The sequence below is a fragment of the Ponticaulis koreensis DSM 19734 genome (genome assembly GCF_000420665.1).
Lineage (GTDB): Bacteria > Pseudomonadota > Alphaproteobacteria > Caulobacterales > Hyphomonadaceae > Ponticaulis > Ponticaulis koreensis.
The window spans coordinates 1,518,300-1,539,375 of record NZ_ATVJ01000001.1; the positions used below are offsets into that span (position 1 = coordinate 1,518,300).

Consider the following 21,076-nt stretch of genomic DNA (forward strand, 5'->3'; position numbering starts at 1 on the left):
AGGCAGTTGAGACTCCATGTCTCAAGAACGCAGAAAATCTTCCGTTACAGTGCGTAACGCTGAACTCGCTGATATCCCTGGTATCGTGGCGCTGACCGGTCGCATCTATAAAGATGAGCCACCCTATACGCCGGGTATGATCCAGGGACAGATCACCAAATTCCCGCGTGGTCAGTTCGTTGTCGAATATGACGGCGATATTGTTGGATATGCGGCGAGCTTCCGTATCTCTGAACGCCTTTGCATGGGACCGCACACCTGGGACTCCATTACCGGTGGCGGCTATGGTGCGCGACATAATCCGAAAGGCTCATGGCTTTACGGTATGGAAGTCTGCGTTGATCCGGATCGCCGCCGTCTTCGCATCGGTCAGCGCCTTTATGATGCACGTCAGAGCCTGTGCGAATCACGTGACATTAAAGGCATCGTCTTTGGCGGACGTCTGCCGGGCTGGGCGCGACGCAAGAAAGCCTATCCGGACCCGGTCGACTATGTGAAAGCCGTTGAAGAGAAGAAGATCACAGACCCGACGGTCAGCTTCCACCTGAAACAGGGCTTTGAATGTATCGGCGTTCTGCGCGGCTATGCGCCGGATGATGCCCCATCTGGCGGCTTCGCGACCCATATGGTTTGGCGCAACCCTTATTATAGCGGCGAGACGGACCAGAAAAATCCAAGACACCTTCAGGCAGATTCGGTCCGCATCTGCACCGTGCAGTTCCAGCAGCGCATGGTGAAAGACTTTGAAGAGTTCATGGGCAATGTGGAATACTTCGTGGACGTTGCGGCGGACTATCGCTGTGACTTCGTGGTCTTCCCAGAGTTGTTCACGCTCCAGCTTCTCGCTTTCGAAGAGAAACGCCTCTCAGCGGTTGAAGCGATTGAGAGCCTGACGCGCTACACGCCGCGCTTCGTGGATGAAATGCGCCAGCTCGCCATCAGCTATAACATCAACATTATTGGCGGCTCGCACCCGACACGCACCGATGATGGCGACATCCAGAATGTTGGCTATGTCTTCCTTCGTGATGGCTCTGTCCATGCGCAGGAGAAAATCCACCCGACGCCGGACGAGCGCAGCTGGTGGGGCATTAAGGGCGGCGATGAGCTGCAGACCATTCTGACCGATTGCGGCCCGATTGGTGTTCTCATCTGTTACGACTCTGAATTCCCGGAGCTGGCCCGCAAGCTGGCCGATGAGGGCGCGAAAATTCTGTTCGTGCCTTACTGTACTGACAGCCGTCCGGGCCATTTGCGCGTGCGCTATTGCTGTCAGGCACGGGCGATTGAGAACCAGTGTTATGTTGTGACCTCGGGTAATGTCGGTAACCTGCCAAACGTGGAGAATATGGACGTCCAGTATGCCCAGTCGGCTATTCTCACGCCATGCGATCTGCCGTTTGCGCGTGATGGTATTGCCGCCGAAGCGAGTGAAAACGTCGAGACCGTCATCATGACGGATCTTGACCTTCAGGATCTGAACTGGGCCCGCGCCGAAGGTAGCGTTCAGAACCTCGGTGACCGCCGGTTCGATCTCTACAAAACGCAGTGGAAGGGCAGCTAGACGCCTGATGCGCTTTGGTGACGAGCATATCGACGTTCTGGTGGACATTGTCCGCGAGGCAAATGAAACCGAGGTGTTGCCACGGTTTCATGGCCTGTCTGCGGGCGATATCAGCACCAAGAATGGCGCAATCGATGTCGTTACCGAGGCCGATACCCGCGCCGAGGTGTTCATCACAGAGGCGTTGAAAAAGCTCTATCCGAACGCGCTCGTCTTCGGTGAAGAGGCATACTCTGCAGACCCTCGCGTTGCTGACGGGCTGGGTGAGGCAGAACTTGCGTTCGTCATCGATCCAGTCGACGGCACGATGAATTTTACGACCGGCTTGTCCATGTTCGGGACGATTGTGGCTGTCACCGCGAATGGCGAGACGATTGCAGGCCTCCATTATGAGCCGCTGCAAGATAACCGGCTCACCGTTATCCGCGGGGCAGGGGCTTATGAGTCCACAAAGCACGGTCGATCCGCGAAGCTGAAAGTCGCCGATCCGGTTCCGGTGTCTGAAATGAAGGGCGTCATCAACTGGGCTTATTTCCCTGAGCCATACCGCTCGCGCGTGCCTGCGCTCATGCCGAAACTACGCTTCGGGACGAGCACCAATTGTTCGGTGTTTGACTATTGGCTCACCTCAACAGGGCGGTATCACTTTATGGGCAATGCCTCGGGCAATCTCTGGGACCATCTTGCAGGCGTGCTGATGCAGGAAGAAGCGGGCGGCTATGCAGCCCGGTTTGATGGCTCTGCCTACACGCCGAAGGTCAAAGGCGCTGAAGTGATCTGCGCACCGGACAAAGAAAGCTGGGAAGCGGTTCGCCGCGAGATTTTCGGGATTGGATGAGGAGCCCGATCAGGTCATCACGATGCCTTCTACACGCCCAAACAGCTGTCGTATTTGGTCTTCAGTGAGTTTTTTCTCTTTAGCCAGGAGTGAAATGTCGATGGTATCAAAGGACAATTCATTGATAGGCTTTGTATACATTTCAGCAAAATAACCAATTTCGTCAGGCCAATCGAGTGTCAAAAGACTGCTGCATACGCTAGTATTGTGAGGAATGATCATATGATTGGGCGCGAATTTGCTGCTGGCAATGTCGCAGTTGAAAAACCGGCAGAGATGAACGCTCGCTTCGGTAAAGTCACAATCGCGAATCTCACCGAGATTTTCGTAGATTTCGGCTTTTGTGCCAAAATCATTGCCGACGAATTTGCCCTTGAACTTTACGCCGTGGAGTTTCACCCTTAGCCAATTTAACTCGTTTAGTCGAACTTTGGTGCTGAATGATCCGCCTTCGATGACTGACCTGGTCAAGCGTAGATACCAAGCCGTTGCCCTGTTTGTGATCTGGCAATCTTTCAGAACCGACCCACGTCGCAGGATAAAATCCTCTTTCGGTGCGATGTTGATCGTTTCGCCCTGAAGGGACTGATTATTGATGTCCATGTGTCACCCGCCCTCAAGCCTGAATAAAATCAAGGGTAGCTGGCGTGGTGTGTTTCGCAACAAAAAGATGTGAATTTTCAGATGCAGATCAGCTGATCGTTCCGGCTTCGCGGGCAGCGTCCAGTATCAGGCTTTCCAGCTTTTTCGACTGGATATTCAGATTGAACTTCTCCATGGCGCGGGCGCGGCCTTTTTCGCCCATCGCGCGGGTCGCGGCAGGATCAGACATGAGCTTTGTCAGCCGGTCTGCGAGCGCGTCTGCATCGCGTTCTTCCACCAGATAGCCTGTCTCACCATCCACGACGCATTCGGGAATGCCGGCATGTGCGGTGGCCGCCAGCGCACAGCCAGCAAACATCGCTTCCATACAGACCATTGGCAGGCCTTCGGCGTCGCCTGAGGCGGCGCGGTTAGACGGTACACAGGCAATGGCGGCTTCTTCGAAATGGCGCGGCATCTCATCGGCCGGGATCCAGCCTGGCAGTTCGGTTTTGACGCCAGCGGCCTCGAGGAGCGGCAGAAGCTTGGGCTTCAGCTCACCATCGCCCAGCAGGCGGATGCGCCAGTTTTTCAGGATGTCCGGATCGATCTTTGTGAGCGCGCGGATAAGGGTTTCAATGCCCTTTTTCTCCATCCAGCGGCCGGCGAAGAGAAGCACGTTCTCTTTCTCGCCGGGCGTGAATTTCTCAGGGTCTACGCCATTATACTGGACGACCATTTTCTCGTCCGGCGCGCCCTTGGCCAGAAGCTCACGGCGAATGAAGTCGGAGACGGGCAATAGAAGAGCCGCCTCATCCCAGAGCGCCTGACGACGACGGTTATAGACGCGCAGAAGACTGTCTTTTGTGTTGCTCGTCTTGGTCGCATCGCCGCCATGATAGGTCACGATCAGCGGTATATTCAGGGCCCGCGCGAGTGGCAGCGCATAGGCGCCGGATTTGCCGAAATTGGCGTGAATAGCGACCGGGTTGAAATGCGTCAGCGTCTCTCTCAGCTCGCGCCCGACAAGGCCCAGCTGTTTGAAACCCGTCTCACCCAGTCCGCCATGAAATGCCCCAAGCTCCAGCGCCTCAAACCCCGGCGGTGTCGGCCCTTTGCGATCATGCCCGATGAAAAGCGGTTTCAGCGTTTCAAAGGTGTGATAGGCGCGGGGAATAAAGCTCTCCGATGGTGTGAAGAGCTTATCCGAATAGGAGAGGATGGTGTGAGGCATGTTCAGTATGATGCTACTTTAATTGTTCCACATGGGACGCCAAGAGCCCACCGAACGCAAGAAATCTTCGTCTGTAATCCTTAGTTCAACCGGTCCTGCACTGTATGGCGCTACCGAGTAATCACCGAAGTGGATGGATATCCCAGAGTGCGTCGCAGAAATTATTTTGGACCAATCCAAACCGTCTAGTCCCTCTAAAAGCTGCCGTCGCTCATAGCAATTTGGGTTGTTTGAAAGCCGGTCCGCCACGAAATTCTTAAGTCGAGAAATTTGATCTGCGTGAGGTGTAAAATAGAGGCGCCGAAAGGGGGTGAGACCGAAATTCAAAATTAGAAAATCATTGTTTCCGTGGGCTGCGCCTTCAAAATAGGTATGATGTATGAAGGTGAAAGAAATATAGTGTTCTGACTTTTCTATACTTTTTAGCTTTACTACGATTTGGTTTTTTGTGCTGAGTTCTGTTATTTTTTCTGGGCAGAGAGAGCGCATTTCCAAAACTCGCTGCGCAATATTGCCTTTGATGGTCAGATTGACCTCATTACTCAAATGAGCGTTTCCAACAAAATACAGTGCGGGGAGGTCATATTCAAATTCGCAACTCTCATCAGAGTAGATGACGGGTGGTGTCGCTGCGTTTAGGAAGATGCCTGAATTTACTGGTTCGATTGCACGCTCAGAGATCGATGGATGAGAATTGAGGGCGTCAGAAAGCTTCTCAAAGAAATTAGGATCATTGATGGACACGTATTGAACGTCATACATCCATTCTTTTAAGTCGCTATCGTCACATCGAATAGCAAGAAATCTGAAATTCGGATCCAGCATTAAGCGGGCGCGTGCCAGTTCCAGCTCGTGCTGGATTGTTCCCGGTTTTTCGGTTGAGTTTGCGGACGCGAGAAAAACGAATAAGTTGCATGTTTTCACTTCCGCGGTGATGACGTCGTGCCAATTCTGGCTCGGCGCTATTTTATGCGTATCACGAAAGTTTTCGATTCTAAGGTCGTTGAAAAACCTTTGGACGTAGTCGCAATGATTTGCATCCTCTCGCGCATAGGAAAGAAACGCTTTAAAGTCTGTAGCGGCAGGGCAATTCTTGTTCATTACTGTGTTTATTCCTCGCCCTGCCCGCTTTGGTTCTTACTTACTCAGCCATTGCTTCGATGGCTTCGGACACGGCGACGATGCGTTTGGCTTCTTCAAGGTGCAGAAGCTCGGTCATTTTGCCATTCACTTTAAGCACGCCTTTGCCAGCATTTTCAGGGTCGGCGAAGGCCGCGATGACCGCGTGAGCTTGTTCGACTTCTGCCGGTGACGGCGCGAAGACTTCGTTTGCCGTTTCGACCTGAGACGGGTGAATGAGAGTTTTGCCGTCAAAGCCCATTGCAGCGCCTTCTTCGCATTCAGCGCGCAGGCCGTGCTCGTCTTTAATGTCGTTAAACACGCCATCAATCGCGACGATGTCGTAAGCGCGCGCTGCGAGCATGGACATGGAAAGAGCCGTGCCGAACGCAAGCTGACGGTTCGGCTTGGCAGATGCGCGAAGCTCTTTAGCAAGGTCGTTTGTGCCCATGACGAAGGTTGTCAGGCGTGTGCGGCCAACTGCTTCGGCAATATCCTGAATTTGCAGGATAGCTTTTGGCATTTCGATCATGACCCAGAGCTGCATGTCAGCTGGGGCGCCAGCGCGTGTCATCGCGTCGTCGAGGCGGTCAATATCGCCGCCATCAATGACTTTCGGCGCGAGGATCGCATCAGGGCCAGCTTCAACAGCGGCTTTCAGGTCATCCAGGCCCCATTCTGTGTCGAGGCCGTTAATGCGGATACAGATTTCACGCTGGCCATAGCCACCTGCTTTTGCTGCAGCGCATACATTTGCGCGCGCTTCTTCTTTGGCGTCTGGCGCGACGGCATCTTCAAGGTCGAAGATGAGCGCGTCGGCTGGAAGCGTCTTGGCTTTCTCCAGTGCGCGCGTGTTTGCACCCGGCATGTAGAGAACCGAACGGCGTGGGCGGTGAGCTGAACTTGTCATGTGCGTATATTCCCCGATGTCTTGTTTTGCATTGTCTGTGCCGCATTGCAGCAAAGATTTCAATCACCTCACGCGATAGAGACTTGGAAGCGCGTTGTAAGCAGGCCATTCTGCCACGATGAAACGCGTGTTTATGATCTCTTCTTTTGTGGCCGGGTCGAATGTCGGTGGCAGCCTTGCGATGAAGGTGCTGCCTCTGCTTGGCTGCGAGCTGTCCTTGCTGCCGACGACTATGCTCGGGCGGCATCCGGGCTGGGGCGCGCCCGGTGGCGGGACTGTCACCGATGAGATGTTTGTCAGCATGGCAGAAGGGCTGGTCGCCAACGATGTGATCAAGAAAGCTGATTGCATCGTGACGGGCTATTTTGCCAGCGCGGCGCAGGTCAGCGAAGCGGCGCGTCTCATCGCAGCCCATAAAACCGATGGTACGCCGGTGATCGTCGATGCCGTCATGGGGGACTTTGGCAAAGGCCTCTATGTGAAGGAGGAAGTGGCTGCAGCGATTGTAAGCGAGCTTCTGCCTCTGGCCGAAATCATCAAATCCAATGCGTGGGAGTTCTGGGAGATTGAGCGCCGCAAAGCCCGCGTTGATTCAATACCCGAGGCGGCACGCGATGCGGACGCCATTAAATCGCACCTTGGGGGAGACGGCAGCCGTTCGGCCTTACAGTTCGTGAGTTCTGTGGAGCAGGGCGACGAGATCGGACTTCTCGGAGCGTCGCAACAAGGCGCTTTCTGGTCTGGCCATGCACGGGCCAATGGCGAGCATGTGCCGAACGGCTTTGGTGACTTTCTGACGGTCTTGTTGGCCCGGGATGCGGTGGGCGGTCTTAAGCCAGTGCAGAATATGCTCTTTAATGAAATGACGGTCTTCACTCCGGTGTTCGGCGCACATGATTTCTCTGAACCGTCGGAGTTTGATATCGGCATATTGCCGAAGGCGCTCGGCAAATCCAAGCCGGCGCGCGTTATTACGCTTTGACATGAATGCCACAGCTCATTTGTTCTTAACCCGCCGGATGTAACCGTAACTTGAGGTGATGCGGTGAGGCATGGTTAACTCGACGCAGTTGGATAAGGTTTGATCAAATGGCACAGAAAACGGCGCTGCGCGTAACTCTGGCGGCAATGGCTGCGTTCTCTCTTTCCGGATGCATCGCGACGACTGCGGTCGGTCTGGCGGCTGAAACGGTGGAAGCGGGTGTAGAAATTACGGGCGCGGTTATTGGTACAAGCGTTGATCTTGTCACCACCAGCGAAGAAGAGCGTGAGCGCGACCGCGACTAGCTCTCTACCGGCCTGCCTCCCATCAGGTGAAATCTTCGTCATTAGGTAAATGCGCCCGATCATGGCATGATGGGGCGTCCCCGATGACTTTAGGAGGAGGTAGGACCCATGAAACATATTCTTCTGGCTGCTGCAGCGCTCGCACTTGCGCCAATCGCTCAGGCTGGCGAAATTCACATCTCATTCTCCGAAGAGCTCAACGAAAAAATCGCCGACGATTATGGCGAGCGTGAGCGCGAACGTCTGGTCGACGAGCTGACCGAAGATCTGATGCGCGAATTCGCGCCGATCCTGAGTTCGGTTGGCGACGTGAATGTCGTGATCGAGGATGCGCGCCCGAACCGGCCGACCTTCGAGCAAATGACTGAACAGTCTTTGTCTTTCGAAAGCATCAGCATTGGCGGCGCCGAAATGACTGGCGAAGTCTTCAGCCTGTCAGGTGAGCTGATCGCGTCTGAAGAGTACGACTATTTCAGCCATGACATCACTGATTCAGTTGGCCGCGCGACATGGTCTGACGCACGCCGTGCGTTCAGCCGTTTCGCGACACGTTTCGCCGATACGACTGAGGAAGCGATGAGCGCTTCGTCTACTGATGAAGTCGGTCGCTAAGCCAGCTTAGCTTTCCCCGTCGAGCCTCAAAGTGCATGTCTCGGAGAGGCTCGGTCGGGACACACTTACGCGCGTCAGGCGTGGCAGGTCTTCTGCAACACGCTCTGCAATCCAGACACACAGACGCTCAAGCGTTGGAAGTTCCAGACCCGGAATCTCATTCAGGTAAGAGTGATCCAGCTCGCCTGTGACGTTCGCCAGCACGTCGCCCAGCTGGGCAAAGTCGGCGACCCAGTCTTCGCCCTGTTTCACAACACCAGATACACCAATCTCGACACGGAATGAGTGTCCGTGCAGCTTGCCATAAGGATGGTCAGGATCCTTCGGCGCAAGATGGTGAGCCGCTTCAAAATTACCTGCGCGCGTCACTTCGAAGGTGCGCCCGGCAAGGCTTGGCTTTGCGGCGCCGGTGTCAGTTGCCGGCTTGGTGGGGTTCGACGTCACGTCTTTAATCCAGTTTGCAGTCTGTCAGGCGAGGCCTGTCGTATCTTCCGGGCATCCGGCAGCCTGCCAGACATCCCATCCATTGGCGCGCAGTTCACAGGCCGGACAGGTTCCACATCCATAGCCCCAGTCATGCCGTGCCGAGCGGTCGCCCAGATAACAGGTATGAGTATGTTCGACAATAAGCTCGACCAGCTCATTTCCGCCCAGCGCTTTGGCCATGGCAAATGTGTCGGCTTTTGTTTTGTACATGAGGGGCGTGTCGACGCGAAAATCTCGCTCCATGCCCAGGGCTAACGCCTGCTGCTGTGCGTCCAGCGTCGTGCGGCGGCAATCAGGATATCCGGAGTAATCTGTCTCACACATACCGCCGACAAGAATGTCTGCATTCCGGCGCCACGCAACCGCGCTCGCCAGCGTGAGGAAGATAAGGTTCCGCCCCGGCACGAAGGTAGATGGCAGGCCCTGTTCGGACATGGTGATTTCAGCTTCGCTGGTGAGCGATGTCTCTGAAATCTGTCCAAGTACGCTGAGGTCCAGAAGGGCATCATCGCCCAGATGGCCGGTTTCCACCGTATCGCAGTCCCCCAAAGCAGTCAGAACATGCTGGCGACACTCAAGTTCGATTTGATGGCGTTGACCATAATCGAAGCCGACTGTGGACACGTGGTTAAAATTTTTAAGCGCCCAAGCAAGGCAAACGGTGGAGTCCTGTCCACCGGAAAACAAAACGACTGCGGCTGACTGGGTCATGAAATCACCGTGTTGACTGCGGGTTGCGAAAGTGAATGTGGTGCGTCTCTTTAACTGGATTTGTGACAGTTGAAGTTCTCGTGCACGTTAACTTTACCTTCATTGACATTTTTGTGAGTTGGGCGTTGTCTATGTTTATATCGCCTGCGTTCGTATCTTCGCAGGCACTGTAGTCGCCACGACTAAAAATAAATGAGGGCGACACATGATTAGGGAGGAGATCAGGCATGAGTCTCAGATCACAGGTAAAGTGCGCGCTTTTTTTAGGCGCTTCAGTATTCGCGTATACATCAGTTGTGGGGACAGCAACAGCACAGGAGAGTGAACGTCGCTATCAGACGATCACGGTAACCACTCAGAAAACAGCGGAATCCATTCAGGACGTTCCGATCGCGGTTTCGGCGTTCAACGAAGAAGCGCTGGACAGGCTTCAGCTTGCCGGTGGTCCGGACCTTGTTCGAACCATTCCAAACGTAACGTTCACCAAAGGCAATTTCACGGGCGCGAACTTCCGTATTCGGGGGGTTGGTTCCGACCTTGTCGCGACATCTGGCGACAGTGGCGTTGGTGTCCACCAGAACGATGTACCGCTTACCGCAAACCGCCTGTTCGAATCTGAATTCTATGATGTAGAGCGGGTGGAAACGCTTCGTGGTCCGCAAGGCACTCTATATGGCCGTAACGCGACGGGCGGCGTGGTCAACGTAATTACGGCAAAGCCGGTGCTTGAAGAATGGCAGGGCCATCTTCAGGTGACGATGGGTAATTATGCGACGCTGCGCGCTGAGGGTATGGTTAACATTCCAATCGGTGAGACAGCTGCGCTTCGCATCGCTGGCGCGCACCTAGAGCGGGATGGTTTTGCGACAAACACCGTCACCGGAAACGATATTGATGACCGTGACATCAACTCTATTCGTGCCACGCTTGCGTGGGAGCCTACCGACAGCCTGCGCGGCTATTTCATGTATGAGAATTTCGTAGAGGACGATACGCGTCTGCGTTCGGGCAAGCAGCTCTGCGATCAGGACCCGTTCATGACGTCCTATGCGGGCATTCCAATTGGTCAGGCCGATCAGATTTATACATCCATTGGCTGTCAGGAAGCGCCGCTCAGCGAGTCATATGACCGTCTGAATACAGCTGCGTCACTTGGTGGCGGTCTTGCAATTACGGCAGGCCTTCTGAACGGGAATGCAGCAACAGATCCCCTGAACCGTAACCTGCGCGAGATCGAGTCCTTTATTGATCCGGACTATCGCGCTGACCAGACGCTTTATACATGGCAGGCAGAATACGACCTCACCGACAGCCTCACACTGACCTACCTGGGTAGTCATAACGAGTCGAACATCGTTTCCGAGGAAGACTATAACAAGCTCATTCCTTCGATTGACTACAATACCAATGCCGGCTTTGGACTTGTAAATCTGGTTGGTGATGCAGCGACAGCGGAATTCTTTTACCAGACACTCTTCCCTGGCGGCACGGTCACAGACCCACAACTTGGTGTGGCGAACTCCCTTCGCAGTTATGACCTGTCAGGTAGCGAGACATCGCAAACCACACACGAGCTGCGCTTGCAGTCTGATTTTGACGGGCGTTTCAACTTCAACCTCGGCGCCATCATGGTGGATTTCGAGGCAAACGAAGCCGAGACGATCCCGGCCAGCTATTACGTGTTCTCCAACTCTTTGAGTGCTGTTGCCCAGCTGAACAACGCGCTTGGCGGCGCGATCTTCGGTGGTCCGACACCGCTTGATACGTCTGGCAATGGTCAGGGTTCAGTTCTGAGCAATCTGGATGCGACAGGTCGCAACTATTACCGCTCTATCTCGCCTTATGATCTCAGCTCGTTTGCTGTGTTCGGTGAGAGCTATATCGATCTGATGGATAATCTGCAGCTGACTGTTGGCCTTCGCTACACAAGTGATGAGAAGACGCAGGAAAACATCGCGCAGTACTTCTTCACACCTACAAATGTGATTTCCGACCCGTTCGAGCCGACACCAACGGCAGAAGAGCCGGATGGCATTTATGTGCGTGAGTTCGAAGAAGTCACGGGGCGTATCGGTCTCGACTGGTCGCCTGACTTTGACTTCACCGACGATACGCTGATCTATGCCTTCTATTCCCGTGGCTATAAGGGCGGCGGTATCAATCCGCCTCAGCCATCCGGAAACCAGAGCGCATTCCCGCAAGTCTTCGATCCGGAGTTCGTGAACTCTTACGAGATCGGTACGAAGAATACCCTCATGGACGGGGCGCTGCAGCTCAACGCGACAGCCTTCTATTATGATTATGAGGGCTATCAGATGACGCAGATCGTCAACCGGACGTCTGCCAACTTCAACATCGACGCGGAAATTCAGGGTCTCGAACTTGAGACTATGTGGAATGTCACGGATAACTTTATTCTGGCGGCAAACCTCGGTCTTCTCGATACAGAAATCCAGAATTCATCGGCGATCGACGTTCTGAACCGTACCAATAGCGACCCTAACTATGTCGTGATTAAGAACCCGCAGACATATTCTAACTGTGTGGTTTCCGCGGCAGGTTACGCAACCATTCTCGGCGCCATTCAGGCAGGTGCTCTCGCACCGGGATCAACGGGCGGACTCTGCCTTGGTAGTTTTGTCGGTCTGGAAGGCGTGTTCAACCCGCTTCTGCCAGCTGGTGCGTTCACACCGTTTGAAGGCTTCGAAGCCGATCTGTCTGGTAACGAGCTTCCGGGCACTCCTGACATGACTCTGAATATCAGCGGCGAGTACATCGTTGACGATATTTTTGAGGGTTGGGATGCGAGCTTCCGCGGTGACTATTACTATCAGGGCGAGACATTCTCTCGCGTCTGGAATACCGGTCACGACCGTCTGGAAAGCTGGGACAACGTCAACCTGTCAGTTCGCTTCACCAATGACGACATGGGTGTTTACGTTGAGCTGTTCGGCAAGAACGTGATGGACGAAGAAGTCATTACAGGTAGCTACCTAACTGATGACTCCTCCGGTCTGTTCACCAACGTCTTCCTCACGGAGCCACGCACTTACGGTATCACCGTCGCGCGGACCTGGTAGAGGTTTGAGCTAGGGGGGAAAGCGCTGAAGATAACGGCGCTCCTACGGGGAGGGGGGAAGCAGCTGCTTCCCCCTTTTTCGTTTCCGGGAGTTTTACTCTTCTGGCGTCAGAATTGCGTCACGCGCAACGTCTTCTTCGCTCTCATAGAAAATACCGCCATAGCCTGTTTCAGCTTCAAAACGGTCCGGCTTTTGCGCCTCGGACGATGTCATGATGAGGCTTTCCTGTTCCATCAAAGAATAGATTTCAGGGTGTGTCGTTGCCGGCTCGAACACTTCGTAAAACGGTTCGGGCTTCATCTCTGTTCCCGCGTCAGCGCTTTGCGCATTATCCATTGAGGCTTTGTCCGGGCGTGGGGCCGGTTCGGCAGAGATTGTATCTGCAGTCAGGAACATATCCTTGGTGATGGCAGAAACCGGTTCGAGTAGCGCTTCGGTATCGCCAGTCTGAAGGCTGTCTGTTTCTACAGGTGTCATACCTTCACCATTCAGGTGAGCCAGCTGCATCTCGTTGAGCTGCGCTACGGCCTCCGGGCCTGATACATCCGCGTGTGCGGGAAGAGTAGAAAGAGCAAGCGCTGAGACAGCGCAGGTCATGAGCGTTTTCATAATGCTGTCCTTTCTGTTTGTGTTCATCGATGACATGAGAACGGGTTGAGACGCGCAAGGTTTCGAAAATAACGCAGATTTCATCTGGCATGCGGACGCGCAGAGCGGGACCCGGCGCGCCGCGTCTTGCTATTAGCTCTCTGATTTCTCAGCGTCAGTCGGATCGTTTTGCGGTGTGTCTGTCTGTTGAAGCTGCTCGGCCTTTGCCAGAATGGCCGCTTTATCGAGCGCGTTCACAGATGCCTCAATGGTAGTTTCTACAACTGACTTTTCTGTCGTGCGGTCTTCAGGCGCGTCGCTTTGGGCGATAGCCACCGGTGCGCAGGCAAGAGCCATGGCAGAAACGAATGTCGTGATGAGTTTTGTCATAACAGTTTCCTTTCCTTCCAGTCTGACACTCACTGACAAAGAGGCGATGGTCTCGCCGGTCAGGAAACGTCATCCGGACCAGCAAAGGAACGAAACGCCTCGTGCGGAGCAGGGCTCCGGAGTTGCAATTTAGGAGCGCTCCCTTTTTCTGCAAGATGGGCTAGATTGCGCGCAAAGGGAGATTCTTATGTCCAACACATTGCTGACCACCAGCGCACTTGCATTGGCCCTGCTGATGGGTGCCTGCGCCGCAGAAGACACCGGCCCGGCGCAAACTGCAGACGTTACATCTGCAACGAGCTATGAGCTTGAACTCGTCGCTGAAGGTTTTGACATGCCATGGGGCGTCGCTTTCCTGCCGGTAGGTGGCATGCTGGTATCCGAACGTGATGGCCGTGTAAGCTATGTGGCTCCGGGCGCGACGTCTGGTGTTGAGATCGCTAACGCTCCAGAAGCTTACGTTGCCGGTCAGGGTGGCATGTTTGACGTGGTGCTCGACCTCGATTTTGACTCCAATCGCATCGTCTATGTCAGCTATGCCAAAGGCTCTGCTGAAGCGAACGGCACAGCGGTGTATCGCGCGCGCCTGAGCGAGGATGGTCTGACATTTGAAGACGGCGCCGACATTTTCCTGGTCAACAATATGCGCGCAACGCCTGCACACTATGGCGGGCGCATGTTGCCTCTGCCGGATGGTACGCTGATGCTCACACTGGGTGAGGGCTTTCGCTATATGCAGGATGCGCAGGACCCAATGAGCGATCTCGGCACGATTGTTCGTATGAACCCTGATGGCTCGGTCCCGCCGGATAATCCGTTTGCTGATGGCGTTGATGGCCTGCCGCATGTCTGGTCTTATGGCCACCGCAACGTTCAGGGCATTGTCCTCGATGAAGACACTGGCCGTATATATTCTATGGAACATGGCCCGATGGGCGGTGACGAGATCAATATCGAGATTGCCGGTGCGAATTATGGCTGGCCAGCCATTACCTATGGCGTGAACTATGATGGTTCGATTATCACAACGCAGACCGAGGCGGCTGGCATGGAACAGCCTATGCTGGTCTGGGTGCCGTCTATCGCGCCGGGCGGGCTGGAGCTTTACACCGGTGATGTCTATCCGGACTGGAAGGGTGATCTCTTCGCCGCAGCTTTGGCAGGATCAAAAGTCCAGCGCGTCGATCTCAATGACGCAGGTGAGGTCGTAGGTGAAGAAGCGCTGTTTGAAGAGTTTGGTGCACGTTTCCGCCATATTGCGCAGGGCCCTGATGGGTATCTCTATGTCACCACCGATGAGATTGATGGCGGTGTTTACCGGATCGTTCCGAGCGAATAACCGGACATCCATCAACAGCACAAAAAAGATCCCGGGACAGCGTCCCGGGATTTTTAGTTCTGAGCGTTCGGCTATGAATCAACGCCGAAGGTTGAGTGGTCGCCGTCGACCAATTCCTGAATCAGCGAATGCTTGAAGTGCTTTGAAAAATCTACCGGGTTCTTCCGTTGAGTGTCTTTGATTTTAAGAAAAATCCATTCAAAGATATTTCGGCACAATTCGTCGACACAGCATCTTTTAGGAGCTTATGTGAGCAAACTTTGTTTCAGCTCACAGCGCCAATAGCCGTCTGATCGATTAAAATTCACCGCTTGAATGTTCATAATTCTTAACGTGATGCGCTGATAATTCGCGCATCAGAAGAGTTTCGCGGGGACTGCCCGACGAGCCGTTGAGGATGAACGATGAAAACCATTTTACTTGCTGGTGCGGCGCTCATGGCGGCACCTTTCGCCATGGCTCAAAGCCATAACGCTCACTGGGAATATGAAGGCGATCACGGGCCTGACCACTGGGCTCAGATTTCACATGATTATGCGAGCTGCGCTGGTGCCGAACAGTCGCCGATTGATCTCAACGGCTATGCTATCAATGCCGCGATCAACCCGCCTGCGATTTACTGGCGTAATGCGCGGGTGACGGACGCGCAGAATAACGGTCACACATTTCAGGTGAACCTCGATAATGCGGGCAAGATTGTCGTCGACGGCGTCGATTACAATTTCCTGCAATTCCACTTCCATTCCGGTTCCGAGCACACGCTGGACGGCCGCCGCTATCCGCTAGAAGTCCACCTTGTTCACGCATCTGATGATGGCCGTCTTGCGGTTATCGGCATCATGTTCGCACGTGGCGAGCATAACCCGCTTTTGGATGACCTAATTAACGTCATTCCTGGAAGTGTCGGTCACGCGCAGCCTACAATGTCGATCAACTTGAACGACTTCCTGCCAGATGACTGGCATTCCTACCGCTATGAAGGCTCCCTCACCACGCCGCCATGTAGCGAAATTGTGGACTGGACGGTCTTTGAAACGCCGATCACAGCGTCAGCTGATCAGTTTGCAGTGTTTGAAACTCTGTTCCCGCATTCCTACCGTCCGGTTCAGGAGCGTGGTCGCCGTTTCGTGCTGCGTACGAACTAGAAACCGCGCGGGTGGGTCCATCTCGCCTTATGGAGACTTCGCTCATTCGGGAAATGTGCTAACTCTTTCGAATGAGCGATGAGTCTAAAATCATTATCGAACAGATGGCGGCGCTGGGGCAGGAGTCCCGGTTTCGCGTGTTTCGCCATCTGATGACGGCAGGGCCGGACGGCGTATCGGCTGGCGCGCTCGCTGAGGCGATGGATATTCGCCCGAACACCTTATCTACCCACCTTGGAATCCTGTCTCGCTGTGAGCTGATCCGTGCACGTCGGGATGGGCGTACTCTGTACTATTCTGCAAATATTGAAGGCGTGCGGGACATGCTGACAGGGATAGTCGCAGATTGCTGCAATGGTCATCCCGAAGTGTGCGGCGTGATTGATGACGTCCGGGTGTGCTCATAAATTCTATAATTCGAGAAGCGTTGAATTATTATTCTGATGCGTTAAACGGGTCCGGAACTTAGTCTCCGGAGCTTCGATATGAGTATTTTTCGCGCAGCAATGATGACGGGTCTGTTCGCATTGTCCTCGCTTGAGGCTTTTGCGTTCGATGGCCTGCCGGAATGGTTGTCCCTACAGGGGGAAAGCCGCGTGCGATATGAGACGCTGGACAATCAGTTCCGCGCAAATCGTGACGGCAGTGATCAGCTCTTGCTCTTTCGCAGCTTGCTGCAGGTTGAAGCGGATTTGGGCGATGTGAACCTCGGTTTCGAGCTTCAGGACAGCCGGACATATCTCGGAGATGATGGCACGCCGCTCTCCGCCTCAATCGCAAACCCGCTCGACTTTCTGCAGATTTACGCTGAGTTTGAAAACCTGCCGGGCTTGCTTGGTGAAGCGTCCTCAAGCGTTGCCACACTCGGACGACAGACTGTGTCGATTGGCTCAAAGCGACAGATCGAGCGCGTTGATTTTGCTAACGTGATCAAGAGTTATACCGGCCTCTACGCCGTCAGCACGCATGAGCGCGGTGATGAGCTTCATCTCATGTATGTCGTGCCGACCGCGCGCTTTCCGAATACGCGTCCTGATCTGGATGACAACGCGCTCTCGGGCGACGAAGAGCAGTGGGGGCGTCATATCTGGGCGGTACATTATCGCCGCGCCGATATTCTGCCTACGCTCGTCCCCGATCTCTGGGGGGAGGTGTTTGTATATGGCCTTGAAGAAGAGGATACAGACAGTTTCCAGACACCGGACAGGTCTTACGTCTCGCCGGGCTTTCGTCTCTATCGTGCGCCAGAGGTAGGGCAGTGGGACGTAGATTGGGAAAGTGCGCTCCGTCAGGGAACACGCTATGCCTCATCTTCGCCGACTGACACTCAGAGCCTGGATGTTGACGCATCCATGACCTTCTTCGCATTCGGCTATACGTTTGATGCGCCGTTACGGCCCCGACTGGCCTTTGAATACTATTATGCCAGCGGCGATGATGACCCGAATGATCTCCGCTATGATCAGCACGAGCGACTGTTTGGATCGCGCCGTTCGGATCTGAACAACACGTCGATCCATGGCCCTTTGACACCCGCAAATCTGAATGCGCCGGGTTTTCGGGTTGAAGTGGAGTCCGATCATGGCTGGGATGCGCGCTTTTATTATCATGCGGCGCATCTTGCATCCTCGCGTGATCGCTGGGTGATTGCACGCTTGCAGGACCCGACTGGCCAGTCAGGGGATTTTCTGGGGCATGTTCTGGACAGTCGCGCGCGCTACTGGATCGTTGAAGACAGGGTACGTCTGGAGCTTGGGGCCTCGGCCTTTATTCCCGGTGAGTTTCCGGACAATGTGGCCGGTGGAAACAGCGATACGACGCTTTTCAGCTATGCCCAGATGACATTCAGCTTTTAGCCTCTATTCGAGGCCTCGGCGGCTCATCAGGGCTGCCGTGAGCGTGCCTTCATCAAGGTGATCCAGTTCGCCGCCCATTGGGACGCCCTGCGCAAGACGGGTGATCTGGATGCCGAGGCTTTCCAGTCTGTCGGAGAGATAATGCGCTGTCGTCTGGCCGTCGACTGTGGCGGAAAGCGCGATGATCACTTCCTTAACGTCCGGCGAGGAGGCGCGGGCAATCAGGCTATCAATGTTCAGGTTTTCAGGACCGACGCCATCAAGGGCAGACAGCACCCCGCCTAGAATATGGTAGCGGCCTTTAAAGGCCGCTGCGCGTTCCAGCGCCCAGAGGTCCGGTACATCCTGCACCACGCAAATGACGCTGAGGTCTCGGTTTGGCGCAGAGCAAACGGTGCATGGATCAACGGTATCAAACGTGCCGCAAACCGAGCATTTAGTGATCGCTTTTCCCGCTTCAGCCAGTGCATCAGCCAGCGGCGCAAGCAGTGTGTCCGGTCGCTTCAACAGATGAAGCGCTACACGGCGCGCTGAACGCGGGCCGAGGCCGGGAAGTTTGCCGATAAGGTCTATGACCCGCTGAAGTTCCGGGCCGATCAGGTTTTTGGACATGCGATAATTTCTTGATTCGCGTCTAGTTGCTCAGATTCGTGGCGCTTTGCACCGTGCTTTATGAGGCCCAGTCCGTCAGCCATTCGGTGAACGGCTTGCCGGTTGAGGTCATCTGGTCGGTATCTTTGGCCGGATCATAGTTGAAGACAATCGCTTCAGGCGACTGGCAATCAATGCAGACATAGACGCCGCAGCCCTGATGGCAGATGGGCAGAAGATAGTCCGGCAGTTCTGCCTCGCCGAGCTCTTCATCATCACCCGGCGCGCGCAGCCATTCATAGACCTCAACAGCATCGCGGCCATTGTCATCGGCCCAGCCGCCGGAAAGGCCGAGCAGCCCAAAATATGGACCGAACCCGCCATTGCCGACTTCCTGATAGAGGTTCACGAGTACGAACGGCACAGGAAAGGCGAGGCGCTCGTTTGTGGCCTCGATCTGTGTCTCGTTCAACCGTTTCTGAAGATGCAGAGGTGACTGGCTGAGGCGACGTATTTTCGCCTTCACCAGATCAACTACCTCATTGACTGCGGTATCACTCATCCAGTGGCTGCCTAGAACGGCATTTTGAAGCCGGGCAGCATGCCGCCGAGACCGGACGTTGCTTCCTGCATGGCTTTTTCAAGTTCCTCGTCGAGGCGCTTGCGGGCATCTGCGTGCGCCGCCTTGATGAGGTCTTCAATGATTTCAGCTTCGTCGCCCATCAGAGCCGGATCGATAGACAAATCGACCAGTTCGCCTTTGCCTCTGAGCGTGACGCGGACCATGCCGCCGCCTGCGACGCCGTCAGCTGTGACGTTCTCAGCCTTTTCCTGAGCTTCCTGCATCTTGGCTTGCATTTCCTGCGCCTGACGCATGATTTTGCTCATATCACCGAGGCCTTTCATCGGCTTTCCTTTCTGGTCTGTTGCGGCGAGGAAAAGTCGAGATGGACGATTTTCTCTTCGCCTTCTTCCGCTTCCGGAGGTGTGACAACGTCGAGCACTTCCGATCCCGGAATAAGTTTAATGAGTTCGGAGAGGAAGCTGTCATGCATCGCATCGGCAATGCGTTCCTGACGCTCACGCTCCTTGCGTTCTATTACGGTTTCTTCTTGCGAGCGGATTTGCTCAATCTGCCAGTCGGCGCCCGTTTCATCGTTCAGGAAGCGCTGCACATTGGCGATAAGGTTCTGGGATGCACCGCGTTCCATCTGGACAGACAGGAAGCCGAAACGGACTTCGCCCGGTCGCATAAAACGTTCCATCTCATACATGAGATCGGCCCGCTTGCGCGATTCCATGAGGCTCAGAATTCCATCGAAACTAGCGGGCTGCCCCATTGAAGTGACGCCCGCTTCGTCATTTTTTGACGGCGGAGCTCCGCTATCGGGCGGTGCAGCGCCATTCTGTGCGGCGATGATCGCTTTCAGCGCTTCTTCCGGTGGTGGCACATGCGCAGACGCGGCCATCTGAATAAGGGTCATCTCAACCGCTGTTGCCGCATTTGGCGCGATTTGTGCGGTCTCGAACCCTTTCATCAGGATCTGCCAGAGGCGGGTGGACTGGGCTGGTGTCAGCTTTGCCGCGATCTCTTTGGTAAGGCGCGTCCATTCAGCAGGGCCGCTCGCCTGATAGGCCTCTCCGAGCACGTTGGCGCGGCTGACTTCAACGGCGAGTTCAATCAGATCTTTCAGAATGGTGAGCGGATCACCGCCAGCATGGATCTGGCCTTCAAACTCGTCGAGCGCGGCCTTGTGTTCACCCTGCGCGGCGTGTGCAAACAGGGTGAGGAGACGTGAGTGATCGGCAAGGCCCAGCATATCGCGGACATCTTCCGCCGGAACTTCTGCGCCTTCTGTATTTGATACGATCGCCTGATCGAGAATGGAGAGTGCATCACGCACAGAGCCTTCTGCCGCGCGGGCAATAAGGGTCAGCCCCTCATCGGCAATCTTCACATTCTCTCGTGAGCAGATATTCGCCAGATGCTGGCTGAGGGTTTCAACGTCCAGACGGCGCAGGTCAAAACGCTGACAGCGCGAAAGCACGGTGACGGGGACTTTGCGGATTTCTGTGGTCGCGAAGACGAATTTGACGTGTTCAGGCGGTTCTTCAAGCGTCTTCAGGAGGGCGTTAAACGCCGACTTGGAGAGCATGTGAACCTCGTCAATGATGAACACTTTATAGCGTGCCGAGACGGGGGTGTAGCGTGCGCCGTCCAGCAGCTCGCGCATATCATCAACGCCGGTGCGTGAAGCGGCATCAAGCTCCAGAACATCCGGATGACGGCTATTGATAATCGCTTCGCAGTGACGTCCGGGCGGGTCCATATCGAGGCTAGGACCGCTGGCCGTGTCTGTTTCATAGTTCAGCGCTCGCGCCAGCAGGCGAGCCGTCGTGGTTTTACCGATGCCGCGCACACCGGTCAGCATAAAGGCGTGCGCAATCCGGCCAGTCTTGAAAGCATTGGACAGCGTTTTTACCATGCTCTCCTGACCGATCAGGTCAGAGAAGCGCTGCGGACGGTATTTGCGGGCGAGAACCAGATAGCCCGATTTATCCGTGCCTGACGCAGATGCTGCGGGCGCATCGCCAAACATGGACGGCGTCAGGTCATCTCGCTCTTCAGGTGGAAATTCGGACTCACTCATGCAGGCGACAATATAGCCGAGTTGCGCCGAGCGCGAGGGGGAAGAAACGATTTTCTGTGGTGTTCTGCACCATCTGCGTTGCGACGGCAGACA

Annotated in this window: 22 protein-coding genes; 10 read left to right on the plus strand and 12 right to left on the minus strand. The window is 54.9% G+C overall.

The genetic code is table 11. The annotated features are described in order from the left end of the window. Positions 1–16: 16 nt before the first annotated feature. Positions 17–1,564 carry a bifunctional GNAT family N-acetyltransferase/carbon-nitrogen hydrolase family protein gene (locus tag G523_RS0107815; RefSeq protein ID WP_022694489.1) on the plus strand — a complete coding sequence of 516 codons (1,548 nt, stop codon included), beginning with the start codon at positions 17–19 and terminating at the stop codon, positions 1,562–1,564. A gap of 7 nt (positions 1,565–1,571) precedes the next feature. Next, positions 1,572–2,402 (plus strand): inositol monophosphatase family protein, encoded by an 831-nt coding sequence (locus G523_RS0107820; RefSeq protein WP_022694490.1) that lies wholly within the window; start codon positions 1,572–1,574, stop codon positions 2,400–2,402. 9 nt (positions 2,403–2,411) lie between these two features. Here G523_RS0107820 and G523_RS0107825 read toward each other — a convergent pair whose 3' ends face one another. From G523_RS0107825 to G523_RS0107840, 4 genes are all read right to left on the minus strand, one after another. Further along, positions 2,412–3,005, minus strand: a complete 594-nt coding sequence (locus tag G523_RS0107825) for a hypothetical protein (RefSeq protein ID WP_022694491.1) — start codon at positions 3,003–3,005, stop codon at positions 2,412–2,414. Positions 3,006–3,093: 88 nt separating this feature from the next. Further along, positions 3,094–4,218 (minus strand): glycosyltransferase, encoded by a 1,125-nt coding sequence (locus G523_RS0107830; protein WP_022694492.1) that lies wholly within the window; start codon positions 4,216–4,218, stop codon positions 3,094–3,096. Positions 4,219–4,236: 18 nt separating this feature from the next. After that, positions 4,237–5,319 (minus strand): TIR domain-containing protein, encoded by a 1,083-nt coding sequence (locus G523_RS0107835; protein WP_022694493.1) that lies wholly within the window; start codon positions 5,317–5,319, stop codon positions 4,237–4,239. Positions 5,320–5,359: 40 nt separating this feature from the next. Further along, positions 5,360–6,247, minus strand: coding sequence for an HpcH/HpaI aldolase/citrate lyase family protein (locus G523_RS0107840; RefSeq protein ID WP_022694494.1), 888 nt, complete (start codon positions 6,245–6,247; stop codon positions 5,360–5,362). Positions 6,248–6,365: 118 nt separating this feature from the next. Between G523_RS0107840 and G523_RS18545 the strand changes: the two genes are divergently transcribed. The 3 genes from G523_RS18545 to G523_RS18555 all read left to right on the plus strand — a co-directional run bounded on the left by G523_RS18545 (position 6,366) and on the right by G523_RS18555 (position 8,146). Beyond that, positions 6,366–7,229 (plus strand): bifunctional hydroxymethylpyrimidine kinase/phosphomethylpyrimidine kinase, encoded by an 864-nt coding sequence (locus tag G523_RS18545; RefSeq protein WP_022694495.1) that lies wholly within the window; start codon positions 6,366–6,368, stop codon positions 7,227–7,229. A 107-nt stretch (positions 7,230–7,336) separates the two neighbouring features. Then, entirely contained in the window at positions 7,337–7,534 is a 198-nt protein-coding gene (locus tag G523_RS18550) for a hypothetical protein (protein ID WP_022694496.1), read from the plus strand. A 108-nt stretch (positions 7,535–7,642) separates the two neighbouring features. After that, positions 7,643–8,146: a hypothetical protein gene (locus G523_RS18555; RefSeq protein ID WP_022694497.1), complete on the plus strand. Its 504-nt coding sequence runs from the start codon at positions 7,643–7,645 to the stop codon at positions 8,144–8,146. A gap of 6 nt (positions 8,147–8,152) precedes the next feature. On the opposite strand, the gene G523_RS0107860 is transcribed toward G523_RS18555, so the two are convergent. Then, positions 8,153–8,590, minus strand: a complete 438-nt coding sequence (locus tag G523_RS0107860) for a 6-pyruvoyl trahydropterin synthase family protein (RefSeq protein WP_022694498.1) — start codon at positions 8,588–8,590, stop codon at positions 8,153–8,155. A gap of 24 nt (positions 8,591–8,614) precedes the next feature. After that, positions 8,615–9,343 (minus strand): 7-cyano-7-deazaguanine synthase QueC, encoded by a 729-nt coding sequence (queC, locus tag G523_RS0107865; protein WP_022694499.1) that lies wholly within the window; start codon positions 9,341–9,343, stop codon positions 8,615–8,617. Between the two features lie 227 nt (positions 9,344–9,570). Between queC and G523_RS0107870 the strand changes: the two genes are divergently transcribed. Beyond that, positions 9,571–12,423 (plus strand): TonB-dependent receptor, encoded by a 2,853-nt coding sequence (locus G523_RS0107870; protein WP_022694500.1) that lies wholly within the window; start codon positions 9,571–9,573, stop codon positions 12,421–12,423. Positions 12,424–12,516: 93 nt separating this feature from the next. On the opposite strand, the gene G523_RS0107875 is transcribed toward G523_RS0107870, so the two are convergent. Continuing rightward, complete coding sequence (locus G523_RS0107875; RefSeq protein WP_022694501.1) at positions 12,517–13,032, minus strand: hypothetical protein; 516 nt, start codon at positions 13,030–13,032, stop codon at positions 12,517–12,519. A gap of 132 nt (positions 13,033–13,164) precedes the next feature. Beyond that, a complete protein-coding gene (locus G523_RS0107880; RefSeq protein WP_022694502.1) occupies positions 13,165–13,401 on the minus strand; it encodes a hypothetical protein in 237 nt (78 codons plus the stop codon). Between the two features lie 187 nt (positions 13,402–13,588). Between G523_RS0107880 and G523_RS0107885 the strand changes: the two genes are divergently transcribed. The 4 genes from G523_RS0107885 (at position 13,589) to G523_RS0107900 (ending at position 17,741) form a co-directional block, all read left to right on the plus strand. Further along, on the plus strand, positions 13,589–14,740 hold the full coding sequence (locus G523_RS0107885; protein ID WP_022694503.1) for a PQQ-dependent sugar dehydrogenase: 1,152 nt from the start codon (positions 13,589–13,591) through the stop codon (positions 14,738–14,740). A gap of 404 nt (positions 14,741–15,144) precedes the next feature. Then, positions 15,145–15,885: a carbonic anhydrase gene (locus tag G523_RS19900; RefSeq protein ID WP_022694504.1), complete on the plus strand. Its 741-nt coding sequence runs from the start codon at positions 15,145–15,147 to the stop codon at positions 15,883–15,885. Between the two features lie 71 nt (positions 15,886–15,956). Then, complete coding sequence (locus G523_RS0107895) at positions 15,957–16,292, plus strand: ArsR/SmtB family transcription factor (RefSeq protein WP_022694505.1); 336 nt, start codon at positions 15,957–15,959, stop codon at positions 16,290–16,292. A 78-nt stretch (positions 16,293–16,370) separates the two neighbouring features. Further along, the gene (locus tag G523_RS0107900; protein WP_022694506.1) at positions 16,371–17,741 is read left to right on the plus strand and encodes an alginate export family protein; all 1,371 of its coding nucleotides are present in this window, start codon (positions 16,371–16,373) and stop codon (positions 17,739–17,741) included. A gap of 3 nt (positions 17,742–17,744) precedes the next feature. Here the strand turns inward: G523_RS0107900 and recR are convergent, their stop codons facing one another. From recR to G523_RS0107920, 4 genes are read right to left on the minus strand one after another with little or no spacing between them, the layout of a single operon-like run. Then, positions 17,745–18,353, minus strand: a complete 609-nt coding sequence (gene recR / locus G523_RS0107905; RefSeq protein WP_022694507.1) for a recombination mediator RecR — start codon at positions 18,351–18,353, stop codon at positions 17,745–17,747. Positions 18,354–18,411: 58 nt separating this feature from the next. Further along, the gene (locus G523_RS18560) at positions 18,412–18,894 is read right to left on the minus strand and encodes an SMI1/KNR4 family protein (protein ID WP_022694508.1); all 483 of its coding nucleotides are present in this window, start codon (positions 18,892–18,894) and stop codon (positions 18,412–18,414) included. Between the two features lie 11 nt (positions 18,895–18,905). Then, a complete protein-coding gene (locus G523_RS0107915; RefSeq protein ID WP_022694509.1) occupies positions 18,906–19,238 on the minus strand; it encodes a YbaB/EbfC family nucleoid-associated protein in 333 nt (110 codons plus the stop codon). Beyond that, entirely contained in the window at positions 19,235–20,983 is a 1,749-nt protein-coding gene (locus G523_RS0107920) for a DNA polymerase III subunit gamma/tau (protein WP_022694510.1), read from the minus strand. Before G523_RS0107920 ends, G523_RS0107915 begins: the two co-directional genes overlap by 4 nt. Positions 20,984–21,076: the final 93 nt, after the last annotated feature.